Annotated in this window: 24 protein-coding genes; 5 read left to right on the top strand and 19 right to left on the bottom strand. The window is 56.5% G+C overall.

Translation table 11 applies throughout. From position 1 onward, the window contains the following. Window positions 1-33: 33 nt before the first annotated feature. Entirely contained in the window at window positions 34-378 is a 345-nt protein-coding gene (locus EF096_RS05525) for a pilin assembly protein (protein ID WP_123888623.1), read from the top strand. Window positions 379-465: 87 nt separating this feature from the next. Here the strand turns inward: EF096_RS05525 and mazG are convergent, their stop codons facing one another. The 4 genes from mazG to cysM are packed head-to-tail and all read right to left on the bottom strand — an operon-like array spanning window position 466 to window position 5,807. Beyond that, on the bottom strand, window positions 466-1,284 hold the full coding sequence (mazG, locus tag EF096_RS05520; RefSeq protein ID WP_256671250.1) for a nucleoside triphosphate pyrophosphohydrolase: 819 nt from the start codon (window positions 1,282-1,284) through the stop codon (window positions 466-468). Beyond that, window positions 1,281-3,527 carry a GTP diphosphokinase gene (gene relA, locus EF096_RS05515; protein WP_123888622.1) on the bottom strand — a complete coding sequence of 749 codons (2,247 nt, stop codon included), beginning with the start codon at window positions 3,525-3,527 and terminating at the stop codon, window positions 1,281-1,283. The genes mazG and relA overlap by 4 nt, the downstream gene beginning before the upstream one ends. 31 nt (window positions 3,528-3,558) lie before the next feature. Further along, complete coding sequence (gene rlmD, locus EF096_RS05510; protein ID WP_123888621.1) at window positions 3,559-4,908, bottom strand: 23S rRNA (uracil(1939)-C(5))-methyltransferase RlmD; 1,350 nt, start codon at window positions 4,906-4,908, stop codon at window positions 3,559-3,561. Then, window positions 4,905-5,807 carry a cysteine synthase CysM gene (gene cysM / locus EF096_RS05505; protein WP_123888620.1) on the bottom strand — a complete coding sequence of 301 codons (903 nt, stop codon included), beginning with the start codon at window positions 5,805-5,807 and terminating at the stop codon, window positions 4,905-4,907. The genes rlmD and cysM overlap by 4 nt, the downstream gene beginning before the upstream one ends. A 102-nt stretch (window positions 5,808-5,909) precedes the next feature. On the opposite strand from cysM, the gene EF096_RS05500 reads away from it, so the two are divergent. Continuing rightward, on the top strand, window positions 5,910-8,690 hold the full coding sequence (locus EF096_RS05500; protein ID WP_123888619.1) for a response regulator: 2,781 nt from the start codon (window positions 5,910-5,912) through the stop codon (window positions 8,688-8,690). Here the strand turns inward: EF096_RS05500 and acpS are convergent. From acpS to rpoE, 13 genes are all read right to left on the bottom strand, one after another. Beyond that, on the bottom strand, window positions 8,679-9,059 hold the full coding sequence (gene acpS / locus EF096_RS05495) for a holo-ACP synthase (protein ID WP_123888618.1): 381 nt from the start codon (window positions 9,057-9,059) through the stop codon (window positions 8,679-8,681). The genes EF096_RS05500 and acpS overlap by 12 nt on opposite strands. Then, window positions 9,056-9,799: a pyridoxine 5'-phosphate synthase gene (gene pdxJ / locus EF096_RS05490; protein ID WP_123888617.1), complete on the bottom strand. Its 744-nt coding sequence runs from the start codon at window positions 9,797-9,799 to the stop codon at window positions 9,056-9,058. Before pdxJ ends, acpS begins: the two co-directional genes overlap by 4 nt. A 52-nt stretch (window positions 9,800-9,851) precedes the next feature. Next, window positions 9,852-10,550, bottom strand: coding sequence for a DNA repair protein RecO (gene recO / locus EF096_RS05485; RefSeq protein WP_123888616.1), 699 nt, complete (start codon window positions 10,548-10,550; stop codon window positions 9,852-9,854). 15 nt (window positions 10,551-10,565) lie between these two features. Then, complete coding sequence (gene era, locus EF096_RS05480; protein WP_123888615.1) at window positions 10,566-11,468, bottom strand: GTPase Era; 903 nt, start codon at window positions 11,466-11,468, stop codon at window positions 10,566-10,568. After that, window positions 11,461-12,150 (bottom strand): ribonuclease III, encoded by a 690-nt coding sequence (gene rnc, locus EF096_RS05475; RefSeq protein WP_123888614.1) that lies wholly within the window; start codon window positions 12,148-12,150, stop codon window positions 11,461-11,463. Before rnc ends, era begins: the two co-directional genes overlap by 8 nt. Continuing rightward, a complete protein-coding gene (locus tag EF096_RS05470; protein ID WP_123888613.1) occupies window positions 12,147-12,524 on the bottom strand; it encodes a DUF4845 domain-containing protein in 378 nt (125 codons plus the stop codon). Before EF096_RS05470 ends, rnc begins: the two co-directional genes overlap by 4 nt. Window positions 12,525-12,577: 53 nt before the next feature. Beyond that, window positions 12,578-13,456, bottom strand: coding sequence for a signal peptidase I (lepB, locus tag EF096_RS05465; protein WP_123888722.1), 879 nt, complete (start codon window positions 13,454-13,456; stop codon window positions 12,578-12,580). A gap of 21 nt (window positions 13,457-13,477) precedes the next feature. After that, window positions 13,478-15,277 carry a translation elongation factor 4 gene (lepA, locus tag EF096_RS05460; RefSeq protein WP_123888612.1) on the bottom strand — a complete coding sequence of 600 codons (1,800 nt, stop codon included), beginning with the start codon at window positions 15,275-15,277 and terminating at the stop codon, window positions 13,478-13,480. Window positions 15,278-15,440: 163 nt separating this feature from the next. After that, window positions 15,441-16,868 (bottom strand): DegQ family serine endoprotease, encoded by a 1,428-nt coding sequence (locus tag EF096_RS05455; protein ID WP_123888611.1) that lies wholly within the window; start codon window positions 16,866-16,868, stop codon window positions 15,441-15,443. Window positions 16,869-16,922: 54 nt separating this feature from the next. Further along, a complete protein-coding gene (locus EF096_RS05450; RefSeq protein ID WP_123888610.1) occupies window positions 16,923-17,387 on the bottom strand; it encodes a SoxR reducing system RseC family protein in 465 nt (154 codons plus the stop codon). Then, the gene (locus tag EF096_RS05445; RefSeq protein ID WP_235869638.1) at window positions 17,384-18,334 is read right to left on the bottom strand and encodes a MucB/RseB C-terminal domain-containing protein; all 951 of its coding nucleotides are present in this window, start codon (window positions 18,332-18,334) and stop codon (window positions 17,384-17,386) included. Before EF096_RS05445 ends, EF096_RS05450 begins: the two co-directional genes overlap by 4 nt. Before the next feature lie 2 nt (window positions 18,335-18,336). Beyond that, window positions 18,337-18,963 carry a sigma-E factor negative regulatory protein gene (locus EF096_RS05440; RefSeq protein WP_123888609.1) on the bottom strand — a complete coding sequence of 209 codons (627 nt, stop codon included), beginning with the start codon at window positions 18,961-18,963 and terminating at the stop codon, window positions 18,337-18,339. Between the two features lie 58 nt (window positions 18,964-19,021). Further along, window positions 19,022-19,597, bottom strand: a complete 576-nt coding sequence (gene rpoE / locus EF096_RS05435) for an RNA polymerase sigma factor RpoE (protein ID WP_123888608.1) — start codon at window positions 19,595-19,597, stop codon at window positions 19,022-19,024. Window positions 19,598-19,874: 277 nt separating this feature from the next. Here rpoE and nadB point away from each other — a divergent pair, with 277 nt between their 5' ends. Further along, the gene (gene nadB, locus EF096_RS05430) at window positions 19,875-21,488 is read left to right on the top strand and encodes an L-aspartate oxidase (protein ID WP_123888607.1); all 1,614 of its coding nucleotides are present in this window, start codon (window positions 19,875-19,877) and stop codon (window positions 21,486-21,488) included. On the opposite strand, the gene EF096_RS05425 is transcribed toward nadB, so the two are convergent. Both EF096_RS05425 and EF096_RS05420 read right to left on the bottom strand, forming a co-directional pair. Further along, complete coding sequence (locus EF096_RS05425; RefSeq protein ID WP_123888606.1) at window positions 21,457-21,909, bottom strand: protein YgfX; 453 nt, start codon at window positions 21,907-21,909, stop codon at window positions 21,457-21,459. The genes nadB and EF096_RS05425 overlap by 32 nt on opposite strands. Beyond that, window positions 21,893-22,147 carry an FAD assembly factor SdhE gene (locus EF096_RS05420; protein WP_123888605.1) on the bottom strand — a complete coding sequence of 85 codons (255 nt, stop codon included), beginning with the start codon at window positions 22,145-22,147 and terminating at the stop codon, window positions 21,893-21,895. The genes EF096_RS05425 and EF096_RS05420 overlap by 17 nt, the downstream gene beginning before the upstream one ends. 125 nt (window positions 22,148-22,272) lie before the next feature. On the opposite strand from EF096_RS05420, the gene ygfZ reads away from it, so the two are divergent. Next, window positions 22,273-23,286 carry a CAF17-like 4Fe-4S cluster assembly/insertion protein YgfZ gene (ygfZ, locus tag EF096_RS05410; protein WP_123888604.1) on the top strand — a complete coding sequence of 338 codons (1,014 nt, stop codon included), beginning with the start codon at window positions 22,273-22,275 and terminating at the stop codon, window positions 23,284-23,286. A gap of 21 nt (window positions 23,287-23,307) precedes the next feature. Beyond that, window positions 23,308-24,141 carry an HDOD domain-containing protein gene (locus tag EF096_RS05405; RefSeq protein WP_123888603.1) on the top strand — a complete coding sequence of 278 codons (834 nt, stop codon included), beginning with the start codon at window positions 23,308-23,310 and terminating at the stop codon, window positions 24,139-24,141. Window positions 24,142-24,277 lie beyond the last annotated feature (136 nt).

The following is a 24,277-nucleotide window of genomic DNA, read 5'->3' as shown; positions in this document are numbered from 1 at the left end:
CCACAAGCGAATCCAATAGGACTAGGGGGAACCATGAAGATCCGTGAACTCACCCAAAACTGGGAACAGACTGCAAAGGGCCGCGTAACGCGAAACAGCTACGAGGTAAAACTCTGCCTGGAGGACGCTGCCCGTCTGGCAGCGCTGCACGAAATGTATCCCAAGCGCCAGGTTGAAGATCTGATTACCGATCTGCTCAGCTCGGCACTGGAAGAACTCGAAGCCAGCCTGCCCTATCAAGCAGGCACGGAGGTCATATCGCGCGACGAGCTGGGCGATCCTTTGTACAAGGATGAAGGCGCAACTCCGAGATATCTGGCTCTCAGCCGCAAGCATCTACAGCAGCTGGTGGAACAACAACAGGAAATACAGCACTAGCCTGCGCTTGCACTCAGCTCAAGCGCAAAAAAGGGCATCTTTTTCAAAGGTGCCCTGAGTGATAGATCGCGCAGTAAAGGTGGGCGATCAAAGCCCTTGTTGCTTGGCTTGATCCCACAGCCTATCCAGCTCAGCCAGATCGCTTTGCTCAACACTGCTGCTGCGATCACGCAACTGCTGCTCTATAAAGCGAAAACGCCGCTCAAACTTGTTGTTGCCCTCGCGCAGCGCATGCTCAGCATCCACGCCAAGATGACGCGCAAGGTTTACCACGCAAAACAGCAGGTCACCCATTTCCTCCGCTACGGCGGCGGCATCCCCTTGGCTCAACGCGGCGCGCACTTCGTCCAGTTCCTCGGCAATTTTGTCGACAACGGGTGCCGCGTCTGGCCAATCAAAACCGGCACCTGAAGCACGCTTCTGTAATTTCTGCGCACGACTCAGCGCGGGCAACGCCTGAGGCACGTCATCGAGCAATGACAGCTGTTGCGGCTGAACTGCCTTCTCCGCGCGCTCCTCAGCCTTGATCTCTTCCCAGCGCTGCTTGATCTGCTCCGGCGCCAGCGTCAGAGTGCCGGGTGGCGTGCGCAGATTGCCGTCAGGAAATACATGCGGATGGCGGCGCAGTAACTTTCGAGTAATGCCGTCCACGACTTCAGGCCAGCCAAAGCGGTCCACTTCTTTACCCAACTGAGCGTAATACACCACCTGAAACAGTAAATCGCCCAACTCGCCGCGTAACTGCTCAAAGTCGCCCTGCTCAATGGCATCAGCCACTTCATAAGCTTCTTCCAGCGTATGCGGCACTATAGAGGCGAAATTTTGCTCCAGATCCCATGGGCAGCCATGCTGTGGGTCGCGCAAGCGCGCCATGAGATACAACAAGTCATCAAGTTGATAACTCACGCCCGGTTCTCCTGTCGATTACGACGCGCCTCGATCACGTTGGGCAGCTGACTGATACGCCCCAACAGGCGTCCTAGAAGGTTAAGGTTAGGAACCTCAATGGTCAGCAGCATAGCTGCGTAGTTATCGTCCTTATTGGTGCGGGTGCTCACCTCCAGCACATTGAGCTTCTCGTTAGCCAGCATCAACGACACATCACGCAGCAGACCGGAGCGGTCATACGCCTTGATGTAGATTTCTACCGGATAGGTCTGCACCGGCGCGCCGCCCCAGTTCACTTCTATCAGTCGTTCAGAGTCCTGGTCCTGCAGCTGCATGGCGTTGGCACAGTCAGCGCGATGCACGGTAACGCCGCGGCCGAGGGTGATATAGCCAATGATAGGGTCGCCCGGAACCGGCTGACAGCAGCCAGCGAGCTGGGTCATGAGGTTGCCAACGCCTTGTATATAAACGTCGCCACGGCGCCCCACCTTGCTCTGCTTCTTGGGTATTAACTCCAGCTGCTCGCTGTGGCGGTCCGGCTCCACGAGCTGGTGCGCAACCCCGACGACGTGGGCCAGACGCATATCCCCTGACCCTACTGCGGCAAACAGATCTTCCTGGCCCTTGATACCCAGCCGATCGATCAACTGGGCATAATCGGCGCCATTAAGCGCTAGACGAGTAAGCTCTCGCTCCAGCATCAACTTGCCGGCCTGCACGTTCTGCTCGCGCGCCTGCTGCTTGAACCAATGCTGGACTTTGGCCCGCGCCCGCGAGGTATTGACGTAGCCCAGATTCGAATTGAGCCAATCCCGGCTGGGGTTACTGTGCTTGCCGGTAATGATCTCGACCTGCTCACCCGTTTGCAGAATGTAATTAAGCGGAACGATGCGCCCGTTTACCTTGGCGCCACGGCAGCTATGGCCAATTTCAGTGTGGACCCGATAGGCGAAATCCAGTGGCGTAGCGCCCTTGGGTACGTCCAGCACGTGGCCATCAGGGGTAAATAGATAGATACGGTCCGGTTCAAAATCCACCCGGAGTTGATCTGCCAGACCGCCGATGTCGCCCATTTCCTCGTGCCACTCAAGCACCTGGCGTAACCAGGCAATCTTGTCTTCGTAGGCGTTGGACGAAGAGCCGGTATCGGTTCCCTTGTAGCGCCAGTGCGCACACACCCCCAACTCAGCTTCCTCGTGCATCGCCTGGGTACGGATTTGCACTTCAAGCACCTTGCCATTAGGGCCGACAACCGCCGTGTGCAGCGAGCGATAGCCATTCTCTTTGGGGTTGGCAATGTAGTCGTCAAACTCGTTAGGGATATGCCGCCACAGGCTATGGACTATTCCCAGTGCGGTATAACAGTCACGCACCTGCGGCACCAGAATACGAACGGCGCGCACGTCATAGACTTGACTGAAGTCGATGCCTTTACGCTGCATCTTCCTCCAGATGGAGTAGATATGCTTGGCACGGCCGGTAATGTCGCCAAAAATGGACGCTTCTTCCAGCGCAGCACGCACTTGCGCCATGACAGTATCGATGTATTCCTGCCGGTCGAGACGACGCTCATCCAGCAGCTTGGCAATCTGCTTGTACTGGTTTGGCTCCAGATAACGGAAAGAGAGATCTTCCAGCTCCCACTTGATGTGGCCAATGCCCAAGCGGTGGGCTAGCGGGGCATAGATATCGAATACCTCACGGGCAACCCGATAGCGTTTTTCTTCCGGCGCATCCTTGACGGCACGAATAGCACAGGTTCGCTCTGCCAGCTTGATCAGCGCGACCCGGACATCGTCTACCATGGTGACCAACATCTTGCGCAGGCTCTCGACCTGGGCATGCGGACTGAATACCGTATTCTTGCCGGCATTCTGCGAGACACTGATGGCGGCCATGCGCTGCACGCCGTCAACCAACTGCGCTACCACCTCGCCAAAACGATGCTCGACTGCGAGCAAATCGGTCTTGCGCTCACGCACTGCGCGATACACCACCGCAGCCACCAGCGAGTCCTGATCCAGCTTGAGATCAGCGAGAATTTCCGCCATCTCAAGCCCGGTCAAAAAACTATTGGTGCCGTCTGCCCAAATGTTCTCCGCCGCAATGGCGGCACGCTCCAGTTCGCAAGCCCACTCGCAGGCCTCGCGTAATACCTCCGGAGTTGCCAGATTGAGTCGCTTATCGATACGCTCAATCCATGCGTCGATGTTGATGCTGCCGTCTCGATTGGTCGGATGTTCCGCCCTGACCTGTACCATCTTATTATCCTCGTCCGCCGCACTAGCCGTGCTAATGCTTGCGGAACAATGCCATGGCTTCCACGTGCGAGGTTTGCGGGAACATATCCATCACCCCCGCCTTGACCAGGCTATAACCTTTAGTCGCCAAAATACCTGCATCCCGCGCTAGCGTTGCCGGGTTGCAGGAAATATAAAGTATGCGCTTGACTCCCAGCTCTGCCAGATCCAGGACCAACTGCTGAGCGCCATCTCGTGGCGGATCAAGCAAGGCTGCGGTGAATGCTGGGGCAGCAGCCGGCAATATGAGAGGGTTCGACAAGTCCGCAGCAAGAAAGTGCAACGCATCGAGCTTATTATCCCGTGCGTTCTGCTGTGCTCTCGCCACCATCAGCTCGCTGCCTTCAATACCGGTAACCGCGGCGCCCTGCCGGGCCATGGCCAAAGCAAAATTACCCACACCAGAAAACAGATCCAGCACCGACTCGCCTGGCTGCAACGCCAGCCAGTCTAGTGCCTGATTAACCATGGCTTGATTGACCGCGGCATTGACCTGAGTAAAGTCGCCAGGCCCGAAGCTCAGCTGCAAGTCCTGATCAGGTAGCCGGTAGCTTGGTTCCGCGGCGCCAGGCGTCACACAATGCAACGACTCCACCTCACCCGGCTGGAGCCAACAAGCCAAGCCGTGCTGTTGCGTAAAGCCGTCCAGCAACTGCAGGTCCGACTCGCAGAGTGCACTGGTATGACGCAGTACCAAAGCGGGTTGCTCACCGCCAATCAGCTCAACATGCCCGAGGGAACGCGGATCCGCCAGCGAGCGCAGCAGCGCCGGTAGCTCGGCAATAACTGTCTGCAATGCAGGAATGAGAACCGGGCACTCGTGCACCTGCACCAGGTCACTACTGGCACGCTGCCGAAAGCCAACCTCCAGCTCATTGCGCTTGGGCTGCCAGCGCACGGACACACGAGTTCGCTGGCGATATCCGTAAGCAGGGCCCTCGAGCGGCGCAGCCCATTGGTCAGGCTGAACACCCGCAAAATGCTGCAGCTGCTGCGCGAGCGTCTGCTGCTTGATCGCTAATTGGCTGCTATGCGGCATATGCTGCAGACTGCAACCGCCACAGAGCTCTGCGTGCTCACAACGCGGCTGCAAACGCTCAGGACTAACCTGCAGCAGCTGTTCCTGACGGGCTTCAATCAACTTGCTGCGCGCTCGAACGACGCGTGCTTGAACCCGCTCACCCGGTAGCCCACCCTCAACGAAAACGGTGCGCCCCTGCCAACGGCCAATGCCTCGCCCATCATGAGCCAGGCGCTCCAGATTCAGCTCAATACGCTGACCTATAGCTGCAGGAGAGTCACTGCTTTGCCGGCGCGGCTGCCGCGCCCGTTGCCTGCTCATGCTTCACCATCATAGATCCCGGTCGACAGATAACGGTCGCCACGGTCGCAAACAATGGCAACAATTACCGCATTCTCGACTTCGGCACTCAAACGCAACGCGGCGGCGACCGAGCCACCAGAAGAAACACCCGAAAAGATGCCCTCTTCACGCGCCAGCCGGCGCATGGTGATTTCGGCCTCTTCCTGGCCCATATCGATTATCCGGTCGACGCGCGTCTCATCAAAAATCGTTGGCAGGTACTCTTTTGGCCAGCGCCGAATGCCCGGAATAGAAGCGCCCTCAACCGGCTGCAAACCCACAATCTGGATGGCCGGGTTCTGCTCCTTGAGATAGCGCGAGGTTCCCATAATGGTCCCTGTCGTGCCCATAGAGCTGACAAAGTGGGTAACGCTGCCGCCCGTGTCGCGCCATATTTCTGGGCCGGTACCGTGATAGTGCGCCTCAGGGTTATCCTGGTTGCCAAACTGATCCAGCACCTTGCCGCGACCTTCAGCCTGCATGCGCAGCGCCATATCACGCGCACCTTCCATACCCTGCGACTGCGTCACTTCAATCAACTGGGCACCGTAGGCCGTCATGGCCGATTTACGCTCAGCGCTCATATTGTTTGGCATGATCAACACCATGCGATAGCCCTTCATCGCGGCAACCATTGCCAGTGCTATGCCGGTGTTACCCGATGTTGCTTCAATCAGGGTATCGCCAGGTGTAATGGCACCGCGCCGTTCGGCATGCTCAATCATGGACAGCGCGGGCCGATCCTTGACCGAACCGGCAGGGTTGTTACCCTCAAGCTTGACCAAAATGGTGTTACTGGTAGTGCCTGGCAACCGCTGCAGCCGCACCATAGGGGTATTGCCAATACATTCGGCAATAGTGGGATATTCAATCGTCATTGTTCATCCTGGGAGCCTGGTCACGGAGCAAATCACCAGCCAAGGCTGCGCTTTCTTTTCAGTCGGCCTATGATACCGGCATCGGCTTGGCGGATATACACAATGAACGAGATCGGCATAAAGACCCGCATTCTGCTAATGACCCTGCTCCCCTGCGGCCTGCTCGCTCTGGTGCTGGGTGGTTACTTCAGTTGGCAGCAATTGCAGGACCTGGAGCAACAGTTGCTGGAACGCGGCCAGATGACCGCAGAGCACCTGCAGCGGCCAGCGGCCGAAGCGCTTCTGGCACGCCAACCAGAGCGCCTGCGCAGCACATTGAGTCGCGCACTGAACTACCAGGACGTGCGTTCAATTTCGCTGTACGACAGCGACAAGCAGTTGCTTGAGCATAGCGGCCCACAAATGCACCTGGCAGGCCGAACCCTACCGGAGACCGGCCTGGCTGCCGGAACCGGCCTGCAGATTCAGGCCAGCAAACAAAGCACCCACTTCACGCTACCACTGCTGGCCAGTCCCGGCCTGCTGGAAAAGGTGGATCGCCCCGACCTTGAACCTGATGCCCTGCTTGGCTGGCTGGAAGTAGAACTGAGTCACGGCAATACACTGCTACGCAGTTATCAAAGTCTGCTGACCACGCTGGTACTGATTATGATCGGCTTGCTTATAACCGGGGCGCTGGTTAGCGCTATGGGCCAGCGAATCATAGGTCCGATCGCACATATCAACCAAACAATCGCACGTATCAGCAGGGGGCAACTCGACGTCAGGCTGGACGAACAGGGCAGCCGCGAACTGGACGATCTCGCCAGCGGGATCAATACCATGGCCCAGGCACTGCAAAGCGCACAGGGCGAGCTGCAACAAAACGTGGATCAAGCGACCGAAGATCTGCGACAAACGCTGGAAACCATTGAAGTACAAAATATCGAACTCGATATGGCGCGCAAAACCGCACAGGAAGCGAATCGCATCAAGTCAGAATTTCTCGCCAACATGAGCCACGAACTGCGCACGCCACTAAACGGCATTCTCGGCTTCAGTAACCTGCTGCAACGTACCGAAATGACGTCACGCCAGGAAGAATACCTGGGCACCATCACCAAGTCTGCCGACAACTTGCTGGCCATTATCAATGAGATTCTCGATTTCTCGAAAATCGAAGCCGGCAAATTGGTATTGGAAAACATGCCATTCAATCTGCGCGATCTGATTCAGGACACCCTGACGATGCTCGCACCAGCCGCGCATCAAAAAGACCTCGAGCTCGTCAGCCTGATCTACCGCGACGCGCCGCTGGGACTTAGCGGTGATGCCTTGCGACTCAAACAGATTCTCTCCAATCTGGTCAGCAACGCCATCAAGTTCACCCACGAGGGTTCAGTCTGCCTGCGCACTATGCTGGAGGACGAAGACGAGGATCACGTAACGCTGCGCCTGAGCGTCACCGACACTGGCGAAGGTCTGACCAGCGCCCAACAAAAGTCGTTATTCAAAGCATTCAGCCAGGTAGATAACTCGCTCTCACGCCAACCCGGCGGCACCGGCCTGGGGCTGGTCATTACCAAACGCCTGGTTGAGCAAATGCATGGCGATATCGGACTCAACAGCGCCGTTAATGAAGGCTCCGAGTTCTGGCTGACCATTCGCCTGAAAAAGTCCAGCCAAGCCAGTGACGATCTGCCTATCCAGCCATTGAAAGGTATCAGGGTGGCACTCTGCGAGCCTCAGCAACTAAGCCGGCAGGCGCTGGTTCATTGCCTGCAGGATCTGGGGCTGGAGATTAACCAGTATCCAGATCTGAGTGCATTGGAACGCGCACTGGACATGCCCGACGGTCAGGATATTCGCCTCGTTTTACTGGGCAGCCCAGCGCTCGACACATCTATGTCGGCCATGTTGGCCTGCATGCGCGACTGGGCTGACAGTGGACGCTGCCAAAGCATTCTGATGACCAATACGACGGAGCACACCCAGCAACTAGATAGCCTGCCCGGTGCGCACTGCGCCGTGTTATCCAAGCCGCTGTGCACGCGCAAACTATTTCGCGCAGCGACTCAGTTATTGCAACCACGCAGTCTGCTGGCCACACAACAGCTAAGCCAGCAAACAGAGAGGCGCGAGAACCCAGGTTCGGTTAGCGTACTGTGCGTGGATGACAACGAAGCTAATCTTAAGCTGGTGGAAACCTTTTTGTCAGAAATGGGCACCCGAGTGCTAAGCGTCGGCAGTGGCGAAGAGGCATTAGAGGTTTTGCATGAGCAACGCTTCGACCTGATTTTCATGGACGTGCAAATGCCCGGCATGGATGGCCGCCAGACCACTGAGGAAATTCGCTTGCGTGAGGAGCTAAGCGACCAGCACCCGGCGCCGATTATCGCGCTCACCGCGCACGCGCTGGCAGACGAACGTCGGCGCCTGCTCAAATGCGGCATGAATGACTACCTGTGCAAGCCAATCAGCCCCGAGCAACTGCGCGAATGTATTGAGAAGTGGACCGGGCAGCAACTGCTTACCCCACCGCCACAAGCAGCCCAACCTGAGGTTCTATCCAAGCCGAGCCCGCTGGTGGTAGACCCTGCGGAGGGCCTGCGCCTAGCTGCGGGCAAAGCCGACCTGGCTAGTGACATGCTGGAGATGTTGCTGGCTGGCCTACCTGGTGAGCGCACACGTATGGCTCAGGCTATGACAAACGGTGACCAGGAGGCCTTGCTGGAAACCGTGCACAAACTGCACGGCGCCACGCGATACTGTGGCGTTCCGGAACTGCGTCAAGCCTGTCTGCGTGCCGAGACCAGACTGAAAGAAGGCGGGGCTGCAGAGGTGGAGATCACCCTGATGATGCAAGCCATGGAGCGGTTGCTGGAAATAACCTCAGTCGAGTGACCATACGGCAAAGGCCAGCGCCTGCTCACGCTCATCGCTCAACGACAGCAACATGCGGCCGCCTCCGCCCAGCTCCAGACGCTCTGCCGCAACACCACTCAGCTGCACCAAGGGCGCGCCAGCCGGATCGTTATCAATTTGCATATGCTGCCATGACAGTCCGCCAGCCAGCCCAGTGCCCAGCGCCTTGAGGATCGCCTCTTTAGCGGCAAAACGCTTAGCCAAGAAACGGGCTGGCTGGCGATGCACGGCAAACCGTTGAAACTCCGTCGCCGTCAATATACGCCTGGCGAAGCGTTCACCCTGACGCCCCAGCACGGCTTCAATGCGCGACACCAGTACCAGATCAGTGCCAATAGCGCGAATCATGGCCGCGCAGCAGCGTCGAGAATCAGCGAGCGCATATCCTTCACCGCGCTGGCAAGACCGGAAAATAGCGCGCGCGCGATAATAGCGTGACCAATGTTCAGCTCGTTGATACCCGCTATGGCCGCGATTGGCTCGACATTATGGTAATGCAACCCATGGCCTGCATTGACCACCAGCCCCAGCTTGCGTGCATAAGTTACGGCAGTCTGAATACGCTTGAGTGCGTCGCGCTGCTCGGCACCTTCGGTATCAGCATAATGCCCTGTGTGTAATTCAATCACCGGCGCCCCGACGCGTTTCGCAGCCTCAATCTGACGCGCGTCCGGATCAATAAACAGAGACACTTCTGAGCCTGCGGCCGACAGACGCTCTACTGCCGACTGCACACGAGCCTCATTGCCACAGACATCCAACCCGCCCTCGGTGGTCAGCTCTTCACGCCGCTCGGGCACAAGGCAAACATGGGCCGGCTTGAGCTTTTCCGCAAAAGCGATCATTTCGTCGGTGACTGCCATCTCAAAGTTCATCCGCGTTTGCAGCACCTCTGCCAACAGCAGAACGTCACGTTCCTGAATGTGCCTGCGATCCTCGCGTAGGTGCACCGTAATCCCATCCGCACCGGCCTGCTCCGCTTCAATGGCTGCCTGGACCGGGTCCGGGTACCGCGTACCGCGAGCCTCGCGCAAGGTGGCAACATGATCGATATTAACTCCAAGCAACACACGACTAATCTCACTCATGCTGAACATCTCCTGTCATTGCTAACGACCGTAAGTCGCCGCGATAAAAAGCTCAAGACTTGGCGTCACGCCCCACGGAAAACAGCTGGCGACTCATCAGCGGCCGATCGCCCAAGTGCACCGCGAGCGCTTTGCGCATTAACCTCTTAGCCGTATGCAGCGCCGCCGGATGCTGCCAGTCACTGACTGCCATCGCCAACAGCCCTGCGCCGGGGAGCAACCCAGGCTGCTCTCGGTCAACTCGCAGCAGTCCCTGCTCAGCATCCCACAGGTAAAGCGCGGACGGTAACAGCGGTTGATCCTGCGCGTCGTGCAACAAACTGAAACCGTAGCCCATCAGGTCAAGCAGTTGCCACTCGAATTCACGCAAAACCGGCTCTACCGAGCGCTCTCCGACCAGTTGTTCCAGTGCAGTTTGATAGGCGGAAAAGAGTAATGTCTGCGGATCGCCGAAAGACAGCAAACGGACCAATAACTCATTGAGATAGAGCCCGCTGAAAAGTGCTTCCCCCTGCAGGCGAACATGGCTACCGGCAACCTCGGCCTGCTTTAGGGTTTTGAGTTCGCCGCGGCCATAGAGCGCCACCAACAGCGGGGTGAAAGCTTGCGGGCGTATACCCTTGCCGCGTCGCGCCCCCCGCCAGACAACACGCTGCAATCCACCATGCAGCGTCAGCAGATCCACCAGCGCACTGCTGTCGCGGTAGGGTCGGCTATGCAGCACGTAGGCCGGCTGCAGATCGAGGATCATGGCGAGGACGCCGAATCAGTCGTCGAAACGATAGCCCAGCGAACTCAACGCGCGTTCGTCGTCCGACCAGCCTCGGCGCACTTTAACCCACAAGTGCAACATAACCTTGCTGCCGAACAGCTTTTGCATATCGAGCCGGGACTCTTGACCAATTTTCTTCAGACGGTCGCCACCGTCACCAATAATGATCTTCTTCTGACCATCGCGCTCAACCAGAATCAAGGCATGAATATGCAAAATCTTGCCCTCCTGTTTGAACTGCTCAATTTCGACGGCAACCTGATAAGGGATCTCGGCGCCCAGCTGGCGCATGACTTTCTCGCGCACCAGCTCTGCAGCCAGGAAACGGGAGCTGCGGTCAGTAAGCTGATCTTCCGGGTAGAAGTGTTCACTCTCGGGCAAACGCTCGGCGATCAGTTGCTCCAGTAGCTCGATATTACGACCATGCAAGGCCGACACCGGCACCACCTCAGCATTGGGTAGTTGCGCAGTCAGCCACTCCAGGTGCGGCAAGACCTCGCTTTTGTCATCCATTCGATCAACCTTGTTGACCACCAGGATAATCGGGCAAGTAACGTACTGCACTCGATCAAAGACCATCTGGTCCTCGTCCGTCCAGCGGGTACGATCCACGACAAAGAGCACAACATCGACATCACGCAACGCCTGACTGGCGCTCTTGTTCATGAAGCGGTTGAGCGCCTTCTCGTTTTCCTTATGCAGACCCGGTGTGTCTACATAAATAGCCTGAATGGCCTCTTCAGTCTTGATACCCAACATGGTGTGCCGCGTGGTTTGCGGCTTACGCGAGGTAATTGCCAACTTTTGGCCAAGAATATGATTCAGCAAGGTCGACTTGCCAACGTTGGGACGCCCGACAATGGCAACATAACCACAACGGCTGACAGCTTCAGTCATCTGCTTTCTCCACACCCAGGGCAATAAGGGCCAACTGAGCCGCTTTCTGCTCAGCCAGTCTACGACTATTACCTTCACCGAACGTAGGCTGCGCCAGCAGATCAACCTGGCAGTCCACTTTGAAGGTACGGCAGTGGGCTTCACCACTACTCTCAATCACCTCATAACGAGGCAGTTCGCTCTGCCGCGACTGCAGAAACTCCTGCAGTCGGGTTTTCGGATCCTTGTTATTGTCGACCAGCGTCAAGGTCGAAATATGACCAACCAGCCAATCCAGCACGCGCTCGCGAGCCGCCTCCATCCCGCTATCAAGATAGATGGCGCCAATAATCGCTTCAGTCGCATCAGCAAGAATGGATTCGCGGCGGAAACCGCCGCTTTTAAGCTCGCCAGAGCCCAGACGAAGATACTCGCCCAACTCAAAGCCCTTGGCCAGTTCAGCCAGGGTCACACCCTTGACCAAACGTGCACGCAGGCGTGAGAGCTGACCTTCGCGTGCCTGCGGAAAGTGTTGAAAGAGCATTTCGGCGGCGACAAAGTTAAGAATCGAGTCGCCCAAAAACTCCAGCCGTTCATTGTTTCGGCCACCGAGACTACGGTGAGTCAAGGCCAGCACCAAGAGGTCCTGATCCTTGAACTGATAGCCTATCCTGCGTTCCAGTCGGTCTAGCTGATTGCTCACTTTAAAGGTCTGATAATATGAGTTTCGTCAAAATGAACCAGTAGGTCCACTGTGTCGAGCAATGGCGCGCGTTGCTCGTATTTGATCACCACCGTGTAGGCATCATTGCCACTGGCAGTAACCTTGATTGCTTCCTTCGCATCGATATCGCGAATACTGTTGATCTGCAGCCCCTTGCTGATGTGGGAGTTCAAATCACGCATTGAACGAATCTTGAGGCTAGGGTCCTCGTTAACCGAAGTCACGATATTGCGCAGGGCAAAATGGTCCATGTAAATAGGAACCAGCTTCATCGCAATGACCATCGCAAATACCAGCAGCGCAATAACCGCCAACCAGCCAAAAAACGATGCCCCTTTCTGAGAGTGGCGCATGATAACCTCGCACGTCCGTTGTTGATGTTATGTTGACAACTGCCACACGCCCTTTAGTGAATCAGGGCCACGCTGGAAAAACTCGGCAGATTGCTCAGCTTGGGTTCGGGCCAGTGCATCCAGACGGCAAAAGCCTTGCCCACAATATAGTTGTCCGGAACCATTCCCCACAACTCCTTGGGCATATCGTCGGCATGCCAATAACGGCTGTCATTGGAGTTGTCACGGTTGTCGCCCATCATAAAGTAGTGCCCCTCAGGCACTACCCACTCTTTTTCGGGCGGCGTTTGTGACAGTTCCTTCTGGCGAATAAGGTGACTCACCTCACCCAGCTGTTCACGATATATAGCTGCATTCGCAAAGGCCTGCAAAGGATGTCCCGCCGGTACTTCATCATCATGGGTTATTTCGACTAGCTCGTGCTCGACCTTTTTACCGTTCACGTAAAGCTGCTTGTCAGCGTAACGAATGTGATCGCCCGGCAGACCTACCACCCGCTTGATGTAGTTGGTGGCCGGATCGTTAGGATAGCGGAATACCATGACATCGCCGCGCTGGGGGTCACCTATCGGGATCACCTTGACGTCAGCGACCGGTAAGCGGATGCCATAGGCAAACTTGTTCACCAGAATAAAGTCACCCACTGCGAGGGTAGGCTTCATTGATCCGGACGGAATCTGAAACGGCTCAACCAAAAAAGAGCGCAGGATTAGCACCACCGCCAGGACTGGAAAAAACGACTTGCCATACTCAACCAGCAGCGGCTCTTTATCCAATCGCTCGATAGTCTGCGGGTCCGCCACGTCGACTTCAGCTTCATAGCGGGCCACCGCGCGGCGGCGGCGAGGAGCAAGAAACAGGAAGTCGATCAGCGCGAGAAAACCGCTGATGGCAACGGCCAGCACCAACACCAGCGGGAAATTGATGTGCATCATTATGTGCGCGTCTCGTTCCTAGTTATCTACTTTGAGGACCGCAAGGAAGGCATCCTGCGGAATTTCTACACTACCCACCTGCTTCATGCGTTTCTTACCGGCCTTCTGCTTCTCAAGCAGTTTCTTCTTACGGCTGGCATCACCACCATAACATTTGGCAAGTACGTTTTTGCGCAACGCCTTGACCGTTGAACGCGCAACAATCTGCCCGCCCATGGCCGCCTGAATGGCCACATCAAACATCTGGCGAGGTATCAGTTCGCGCATTTTCTCAACCAGCTGGCGTCCTTTGAAGGCCGCCGCGTCGCGATGCACAATCAACGCCAGAGCATCGACCTTCTCACCATTGATCATCACATCCAGACGTACCAACTTGGCAGCCTGGAAACGGTCAAAACTGTAATCCAGAGAAGCATAGCCGCGACTAACCGACTTGAGTCGATCAAAGAAATCCAGCACCACTTCGTTCATCGGCAGGTCGTAAATTACCTGAACCTGGGTGCCGAGAAAAATCATGTCATGCTGCACACCGCGCTTGTCGATGCACAGGGTAATCACGCTGCCCAAATGATCCTGCGGCACCAGAATATTGGCGCGCACAATAGGCTCACGCATTTCCTCGATCATCGAAGGATCAGGCAGATGGGACGGGTTATCGACGTAGATCAGTTCACCGTCCTTTTTGACCACCTCAAAGACTACCGTAGGCGCCGTGGTGATCAGATCGAGATCATACTCGCGCTCCAGGCGCTCCTGAATGATCTCCATGTGCAACATGCCCAGAAAGCCGATACGGAAACCAAAACCCAGGGCTTCCGAACTTTCCGGTTCAAATTGCAGCGCCGCATCGTTCAACGTGAGCTTCTGCAGTGCTTCGCGGAAATCTTCAAAATCGTCAGAGCTGACCGGGAATAAGCCCGCATATACCTGCGGCTTGACCCGCTGAAAGCCGGGCAACATATCCACGTCCGGCGTCGCAGCCAGTGTCAGCGTATCGCCCACCGGGGCACCATGAATGTCCTTGATACCGGCGATGATAAAGCCAACTTCCCCAGCCTTGAGGTCTGCGGTTTCAGAATGCTTGGGGTTAAATACGCCGACGCTGTCAACCTGATGCTGTTTGCCGGTAGATTTGACCAGAACCTTGTCGCCTTTCTTGATACGGCCGTGTTTGACTCGAACCAGAGATACGACGCCAAGGTAGTTATCAAACCAGGAGTCGATAATCAGCGCTTGCAGGGGTGCATCAATATTCCCCTCAGGGGCCGGAATAGTCTTGATCAGTGCTTCCAGCACCTCCTCTACTCCGATCCCGCTTTTGGCGCTGCACGCCACGGCGTCGGTAGCATCAATACCGATCACACTTTCAATCTCAGCCTTCACCCGTTCAGGTTCAGCCTGCGGCAAGTCGATCTTGTTGAGGACCGGCATCACCTCCAGGCCCTGCTCAATCGCCGTATAGCAGTTGGCTACTGACTGCGCCTCAACCCCTTGCGCGGCGTCCACCACCAGCAACGCGCCCTCACAGGCGGCAAGGGACCGGCTAACTTCGTAATGAAAATCGACATGACCAGGCGTATCAATAAAATTCAGCTGGTAGGTTTTTCCATCCTTGGCGGTGTAGTACAGCGTCACGCTGTGCGCCTTGATGGTAATGCCGCGCTCACGCTCCAGATCCATGGAGTCCAGCACCTGGGCTTCCATCTCGCGCTCGGTCAATCCGCCGCAGATCTGGATAAACCGATCCGCCAGAGTAGATTTGCCGTGGTCAATGTGGGCAATAATGGAGAAATTACGTATTAAGCTCAGGTCACTCACAGCGCGGATCATCCAGACGTAGTTGCCAGACATGGCGATGAAAGGGAGAAAATCCCTTGAAAACAGCCGGCGAGTGTACCTGATTACAAAGGACGGTGCTATCGCAGCGCTAGCCGCTGAAGGACGCGCGAAGCGCCTTTCAGCGGAAACTGCAGGGGCCGAGTTACTCAGGCAAGCGGAAGGTAATGTAACTGGCACGACCCTGGCGGATCACGCGCATGGAGACAGAGCGATTGCTTGGCAGGTCCTTGGCAATCTCTTCAAAATTGGCAACCGAGTCGACTGCCTGGTTATCCAGGTTGGTGATAATGTCACCCGCACGCAGGCCTACCATAGCGCCCGGCCCCTGGGTTACTTCACGCACCACGACGCCAGCATGAATATCCAGATTCTTCTTCTGCTCGTCGCTCAGCTCGGCAACACTAACCCCTAAGCGATTGTCAGCCTTGGAAGGCGCTGCCGAGTCTGAATCACCCAGCGCAGCGACACTGTCATCCTCAGGCAGGCTGCCGATTTCCATCGTCAGCGTTTTGCGCGATTTATCACGCATAACCACCATGCTCGCCTCGGTGCCTGGACGTACGCGCCCAACGGCGTGTGGCAAATCGGCTGAACGGCTAATTTCTGCGCCGTTGAACGACATGATGACGTCACCCACCTTCAAGCCGCCTTCGTCCGCCGGGCCACCCGGCATAATCTGGGCAACCAGAGCACCGGCGGGCTTGGGCAGATCAAAAGACTCAGCCAGATCTTTGTTAACTTCCTGAATCACAACACCCAACCAGCCTCGCTGCACGCTGCCGCTGGCTTTTAACTGCTCCACTACATCCATCGCTACGTCCATGGGGATCGCGAAAGAGAGCCCCATGAAGCCGCCAGAACGAGTAAAGATCTGCGAGTTAATGCCAACCACTTCGCCATCCAGATTGAATAGCGGGCCGCCGGAGTTACCTGGGTTGATCGCTACATCTGTCTGGATGAAAGGAACATAGTTTTCATTTGGCAGACTGCGCCCTTTGGCGCTGACGATGCCTTGCGTCACCGAGTAATCAAAGCCAAAGGGGGAGCCTATAGCCAAGACCCACTCACCGGGCTTGAGATCGGCAGATTTACCAATCTTTACGACGGGCAAATCATCACCTGCGTCTATTTTCAGCAGAGCGAGATCTGAACGAGGATCAGCACCTACCAGGGTAGCTTCCATTTCCCGACGATCGGAGAGGCGTACATAAATTTCATCCGCATCTGCTACCACATGGTTGTTGGTAAGAACGTAGCCGTCTTTGGAAATAATAAAACCGGAGCCCAGCGATTGGGGCGCCTGGTGTTCACGAGGGGCCGGCGACTGCGGAAAGCTGCGCTCAAAAAACTCACGGAACATCGGCGGCATGCCTTCCAGATCCGGCATACCCTGCATACCAGCGGTCGGCACAGCCGAGGGCTTTTGCTTGGTACTAATATTGACGATAGCGGGAGATGCATCTTCTACCAACTCGGTAAAATCAGGCAGATCCGCCGCCAGTACAAGAGATTGCCAACCCAGCAGGGCAGCGCCTGCCGTTGCTACTACCCAACGTCGTAATGACAACATATGCGTGTTTTCTCCTATTGATAGAACGAGAGAAGCTGAAGCGTAACTAGCATCCTAGCGTGCTGACTCCGATACCATAGAGTATCCAAGCGCGGCGGCGATCACCTGTGGCTGCAACTGCGGATCTGACCGCACCATGCGGTCATGCCAGCGAACCAAAACAAAACCAAAAGCCAGACCCACGGCAGAAGATAGAATCATTTGTGGCTCAGACCAGCTTAGCGCTTGCGCTAACAGCGCAGCAGCAAACAAGCAGACAAGCGGAACCAGGTATACCCAGATAGCGCTTTTTACTAGCGCATCTTCGGGGACGCCAATCATCACTTCATCCCCAACCTGCCACTCGCGGTCGGTCAGCGCGCGAACAAAGCCTTGAGAAGAGCCCGAACCCAGTTTCTGCAGCAACGCCTGACCACATCCTGCCTTCGCTTGGCAGCTGCCGCAGGTACTAGAGCGAATAGTTGCAACCCAGACAGCCCCGGGCTCCGTGCTTAGAACCCGACCGCGCTCCTCGATCACTGCTGCGCTTCCACAGACTGATCAAAAGAGGCAGCGATACGCTCGGCCGCAGCTGGCGGAATCTCACCAACTACTGTCGCCAGAAAAACCCCATTATTCAGGCTCAGCTTACGACTAACCGCCACGGTAGGCCCGAGCTGAGCGCGCAAATCATCAGCCAACCCTTCTTCGCCCAACGGCTCAACAAAAACCGTGAACCGGGCCATACCGTCGGTATATACACGACTGGAGACCGGGCTCTCATCTACGGAGTAAGCCCGAACATCCTCTTCGCCACCACTAAACCCAGGCGGCAACCAGCTGGGTTCTATGCTTTCGGCCTTGCTGGCATCGTCTTTCAGGGTAACACCCACCTGCAGACAACCGGCGCCGGGCGCAAGCTCCGCGTCAGCAACGTCAGTCACAGCAATATTGGTAAACCGGAAACGCTCAAGCAGGGTGCTGCGCTCATTGATCAACAGCGACTTAAGCAATAAGCCTGTTTCATTATCCAGATACAGCTCGTAGGCGTAACGGTAATTATCCCGGGGCTTCACTGCCAGTACAGTGGCAGGTCGGTCGGCAACGCGAGTGGTACCTAGCGTTTCGAGCGAATACCACTGCTCCAACCGTTCTGGGCTCATTGCTGGCTGGGCAGCAGGATCCCAGACCGGGCCTGCAGAATAGGAACTGGCACACTGTACATCGCCGTTGCGACGAACCCATTCATGCGGCTCGCCATCGGCTTGCAATAGTCGCTCAGTGACCACCTTGCTATCCGCTTGATGCCAAACTTGGTGGGTGGAAAAACTGCCAGAGCGCTCGTAGACGAACGCTCCTTTGTAGCTTACCTGTTCTGTTGCCTGCGCCATGCGCTGCAACAGATCTGCTGCGTCATTCGCCAGCACCGCAGGCGAGACAAAAAGGGCCGCCACACAGCAGCAGCCCAAACTACGCTTGGATATCACCACTATCGTCCTTCTATACTGGCCGCACGTGCGTAGGGAACCAGCTGAGGCGAAGACGATTGAGCGCTGTTCTCAGCATGCTCGCGCAGATAACGGCCAATACGCTGCTCATGCCACGCTGAAGGCGCCTTGGCAGCAGCAAGCGGCTCAGCACCTACACCCGGCTGCTGCGAGTAGCCTGCCAATACCGCACCTGAACGGGTAGACATTCCACCCGCAGCCGCAAAGCTGGGCACTTCAACCGTATTCTCGACTGCCAGCGTAGGCTGTGCAGGCACATCGCCCTGGTTAACCATGCGAACGCCTACCAATACAGCCATAGTCACCGACGCAGCGACAGCCACCCGAGACATATTGCGCCACAAACCAGACTTGAGCGGCGCCGCCGATTCAGCAGCGACCTGCAACTGCGGCTCATCGCGCAACGCAGCGGCAATGCCGGCCGAAAGGTCAACCGACCCTTGCCAATGCTCTTTATGCAACACCGAGCGCGCTATTTGATAACGCTCCCAAGTACCGCGCACCGTGGGATCCTGTTCGGCGGCCTGGAGAACACGCCGCACTTCCAGTTCGTCAGCCTCGTTATCCATGAGTGCGGAAAGAGACTCCTGCAAGACTTCGTTTCTCATCGCTGTACCTCTGCTAATGGCCCCAAAGGGCTCTCTGCGTTGCGCAACCGAATACCCATCATGCTTCCAGCAGGGGCTTCAGCGCTTTATCTATTGCCTCTCGCGCCCTGAAAATACGCGACCTTACGGTACCAACAGGGCAGTCCATTACATTGGCAATGTCTTCGTAACTCAAACCTTCGAACTCACGCAAGGTCAGAGCTGTTCTCAAATCGTCCGGCAATTGTTGGAGCGTGCGATTGACAACTTGTTCAATCTCATCGCGCAACATTTCGCGTTCTGGCGAATGATTGTCCTTGAGGATGCTGTCTCCCTCGTAGAACTCTGCTTCATCCGCCGCAATATCAGAATCAGGTGGTCGGCGATTACGCGCAACCAGGTAATTTTTGGCCGTATTGATCGCAATACGGTACAGCCAGGTATAAAACGCACTGTCGCCGCGGAAGTTGGCCAGTGCCCGGTAAGCCTTGATAAAGGCTTCCTGGGTCACGTCCTGCGCTTCGTGATTATCATGTACAAAGCGCGTAACCAAGGCCAAAATCTTGTGCTGATACTTCAACACCAACAGATCAAAAGCTCGCTTATCACCTTTCTGAACACGTTCGACCAACTGCTGGTCGCTCTGCTCAGTCATATCGCTGCTCCTGCATGCCGCAGGCCTGCCAGTCGACGTTGTTATGGTAGACCCAAGATGTAACCAAAAGTTCTCCCCTCACTCAGGTACGGAATTTAAGAGCCAGCGTATTGCAGAAAGTTCCGCACATAGCATGCAAATAGCCATCATTGGCGACCACCTTAACGGTGTAACGCGATAACACCCCGCGACAGGCAGTATTGTGAGACAGACAGCTTCTATATACTAGATCGCCGTGACAAGCATTCCACGCCACCCGACGGCAAGACGAGATATTATGACGCAGCAACAGGAATATGACGTACTAGTGATTGGCAGCGGCGCGGCCGGGCTCACACTTGCCCTGCATCTGGCTGGTGATTTGCGGGTGGCAGTGCTGAGCAAAGGACAACTGTCCGAAGGCTCGACCTTCTGGGCTCAAGGGGGCGTTGCCGCTGTCCTTGACGATAGCGACACCGTCGACGCCCATGTACAGGACACCCTGATTGCGGGCGGCGGACTTTGCCATGAAGATGCGGTACGACAGATCGTGGGGGATAGCCGCGACGCTATCGGCTGGCTGGTCGAGCAAGGCGTGCCATTCACCCGCGAGCGGCGTGAGGATGGCAGCGAAACCGATGACTTTCATCTGACTCGAGAAGGTGGCCATAGTCACAGGCGCATCATTCATGCCGCTGATGCGACTGGCGCGGCCATTTTCAACACGCTGCTCAAGCGCGCCGAAGCCCATAGCAATATTGAGCTGCTGGATAACCGGGTTGCCGTCGACCTGATTACCAGCCAGAAACTGGGCCGTCCCGGCAAGCGCTGCCTCGGCGCCTACATCCTTAATCGATCAAATGGGCATGTGGAAACCGTCGCAGCGCGCTTTACCGTATTGGCCACAGGCGGCGCAAGCAAGGTCTACCTCTATACCAGCAATCCGGATAGCGCCTCCGGCGACGGGATTGCAATGGCCTGGCGAGCCGGCTGCAGAGTCGCCAACATGGAGTTTAACCAGTTCCACCCAACGTGCCTTTATCACCCCAAGGCCAAGAGCTTTTTGGTGACTGAAGCGCTGCGTGGCGAGGGCGCATTGCTCAAACTCCCCAACGGAGAGCGTTTTATGCCGCGCTTTGACGAGCGCGCCGAGCTGGCCCCTCGAGACATAGTCGCACGCGCGATCGATCATGAGATGAAGCGGCTTGGGCTGGATTGCGTCTACCTGGACATCACCCATAAACCGGCAGACTTTATTCGCAGTCACTTTCCGACCGTGCATGAACGCTGCCTCGCCTTTGGCATAGACATTACCAAAGAGCCCATTCCAGTTGTCCCTGCGGCACACTATACCTGTGGCGGGGTGATGGTCGAGGCAAGCGGTCGCACTGATGTGGAGCAGCTTTATGCCATCGGTGAAACCAGTTTCACCGGACTGCACGGCGCCAATCGCATGGCCAGCAACTCGTTACTGGAATGTATTGTTTATGGCCGCTCCGCCAGCCAGGACATCTTGAGTCAGATCGATCAGGTAAGCATGCCGCGCGACCTGCCTCACTGGGACGAAAGTCAGGTCACGGATTCGGACGAAGACGTCATCATTTCCCACAACTGGGACGAACTACGGCGTTTCATGTGGGATTATGTCGGTATTGTGCGCACGTCGAAGCGCTTGCAGCGCGCCAAACACCGGGTCGATATGCTGCGTGGCGAAATTCACGAGTTCTACAGCAACTACCGGGTTAGTCGTGACCTGCTGGAGCTGCGCAACCTGGCTCAGGTTGCCGATCTGATTATCAGCTCGGCGATGCAGCGCCGGGAAAGCCGCGGACTGCATTACACGCTGGACTACCCCGCCCAACTGGACGAAGCCGTCGACACTATTCTGCAGCCGCCCAGCGCTGCCGACTGAAGCGCAGACGTAAGCGCAAACGACGCAGACTCTCTTCCGAGGCCGCGTCACTCGCCAGTATCACTGAAACAGCACGCCAGCGACCCTGCTCGCGCAAACGAACCACTGTCAGCATAGCGCTGACGTAGGTATCGGCGAGCAGCTTGGCTGCAGCTTCTGAGCCATCACGGCGCAACACATGCCAACCCTCGCCGTCGAATCTCAGCCCGGTAACGGAATGTGGATGCCTAAGGCTGACCTGGCGTGGCCAGATCCAGCAGCCATAGCCGCAAACAAGCAAAATGCAGAGCAGGCTCGGCAGCAAGCTAAGCGCACTCTGGAATACTGCAAGGCAGGCCAGAAGGCTGCCGCAGAGCAGTAGCAGCGCTAGCCAGCGCGAAGGCTGGCGGTGCATAACGAGATAATCAGTCTGGCTGTACACGGTCCAATATCATCCTCACAATGCGTTTCAGATCCGGATCTTCAGGCTCGCTGCGCTGCATAAACCAGCCAAACATGTCCTGGTCCTCCGACTCGAGCAACATCCGATAACGATCCTTGTCAGCGTCCTCCAGCGATGGATAGGCTTCCTCCAGAAAGGGGATCAACAGCACATCCAGCTCCAGCATGCCGCGACGGCTGTGCCAGTACAAACGCTTCACTTCTATATCGGCCGACATCGGCAACTCCACACTAAGGATTGAACTAGAGTACATCACCACCATTATAACGATAGGCATGCCTGACAAATACCCAGCATAGCCCCTATGATGTAACACTCACCGCCAAGGGAACAATCATCGGTATGACTGCACTCTCTAATACAGCGATCGAGTTGAGCAATCGCTTTGACACTACCTCTTCCGGTGACTCCGGAACCAGCCTGTGCTGGCTAACCCATGAAGGCGTAATCGCCGTCGACGGCCCTGATGCAGAGCGCTTTCTGCAAGGTCAGCTGACCTGTGACGTAGCGCACCTTGGCGCAAAGCAGAGCACGCTGGGCGCACGCTGCAACCCCAAGGGTCGCATGCAGTCCAGCTTCCGCTTGCACCGCAGCGAGACAGGCTTCCTGTTAAGCATGGCACAGGAGCTGGTCACGCCACAGGTAACCGAGCTCAGTAAATACGCGGCCTTCTTCAAGACCTCTTTAAGCGACCAGTCCGATCAATGGATCAGGCTGGGGCTGTGGGGAGAGCATACAGATAAAGCACTTGCTGCAGCGGACCTTGAACGACCAGCTGGCCCTGGACAGGTAACCACAACACTCGACGCCCGAGTGCTGAGCCTGCCTGATGGCGCCTATGAAGTCTGGTTGACGACGGGACGAGCACTAGAAGCTACCGATCAGTTGTTGCAACACAGCAGTGCAGACAACCTGAACAACTGGCTATTGCGGCAAATTCAGGCAGGCCTGGGCCAAGTGACAGGACCAACGCTGGAGCTATTCATTCCGCAAATGCTCAACCTGCAACAACTAGGTGGTGTCAGCTTCAAAAAAGGCTGCTACACCGGCCAGGAAATCGTCGCGCGCATGCAGTACCTGGGTAAGCTGAAGCGCCGCATGTACCGCTTGCTGCTCGCTGGCGAGGCGTGCCCTGACGCGGGCACCCCCATTATCGACCGAGATAGCGGTAAAACGGTTGGCGAGGTGGTTATCGCCGCCAGAGGTCGGAAGCTGGTAGAAATGCTGGCCGTGTTGCAGAAGGATGCGGCACAATTGGCTACATTAAGCGCAGGCAATGCACAGGGGCCACTGATAACTCTTGCCGACCTGCCGTACGAATCTGATCTGACTGCCAGCGACGAGGCTGTGCAGTAGCAATCAAATAAAGGATTACCCATGACAGATATGGCCCAACGCGTAAAAGAAGAGCTGATCCAGGCGATCGAAAAAGACCAACTGGTGCTTCCGACACTGCCCGAAGTAGCCCTGCGCGTTCGCGAAGCAGCAGAAGACCCTGATGTCAGCATCCCCTTTCTGGTCAAGGAGATCAGCAACGATGCCGCGCTCAGCGCCCGCTTGATCAAAGTCGTCAACAGCCCTCTATTACGCAGCCGGCAGGAAATCACCGACCTGTCGATGGCCGTCAACCGCATGGGCATTACTTACACTGCAAACCTGGCGATCGGCCTGGCGATGTCACAGATGTTTCAGGCCACCTCCGACGTTATTGACCGCAAGATGCGTGAAGTCTGGACCCGCAGTACCGAAGTGGCCGGTATCAGCCACGTACTATGCAAGCACTACACTCGCCTCAAGCCTGACCAGGCAACCTTGGGCGGCCTGGTGCACCAGATCGGCGTACTGCCGATCCTTGCCTATGCCGAAGAAAACAGCCAGCTTCTGCGCGATTCCATCAGCCTGAATCTGGTTATTGAAGAGATTCATCCAATCCTTGGCGACCGCATTCTGAAGGCGTGGGACTTTCCGCAACCACTGCGCCACGTGCCGACTGAACACCTGGACTTCGACCGCAACTCCAGCGCGGTCGACTACGCTGATATCGTGCAAGTCGCAGTACTGCAGTCTCTCGCCGGAAGCACGCACCCTTACGCCCAGCTCGACTGGAGTACTATCAGCTCCTTTGCCAAGCTCGGCCTCAACCCCAGTGAAGAGCAGGAAGACGAAGACCTATCCGCTGAAATGGAAGCAGCCATGCAGCTGCTCGCCTGATAACGAGCTGATAGATCCATTATCTGCCCGCCCCCCCTGCGGCGGGCAGTTGCCCAGAAGTGCGGCAACGCCTCCCTGATCCCCCCATGATATTCAAGGCACCTTGCGATCAAGCAACAGCGGTGTCTTCTTACTT

The organism is Pseudomonas neustonica (assembly GCF_003797945.1).
GTDB lineage: Bacteria > Pseudomonadota > Gammaproteobacteria > Pseudomonadales > Pseudomonadaceae > Halopseudomonas > Halopseudomonas neustonica.
Note: the sequence above shows the minus strand (reverse complement) of the source record. Positions and strands in the feature narration are given on the sequence as shown.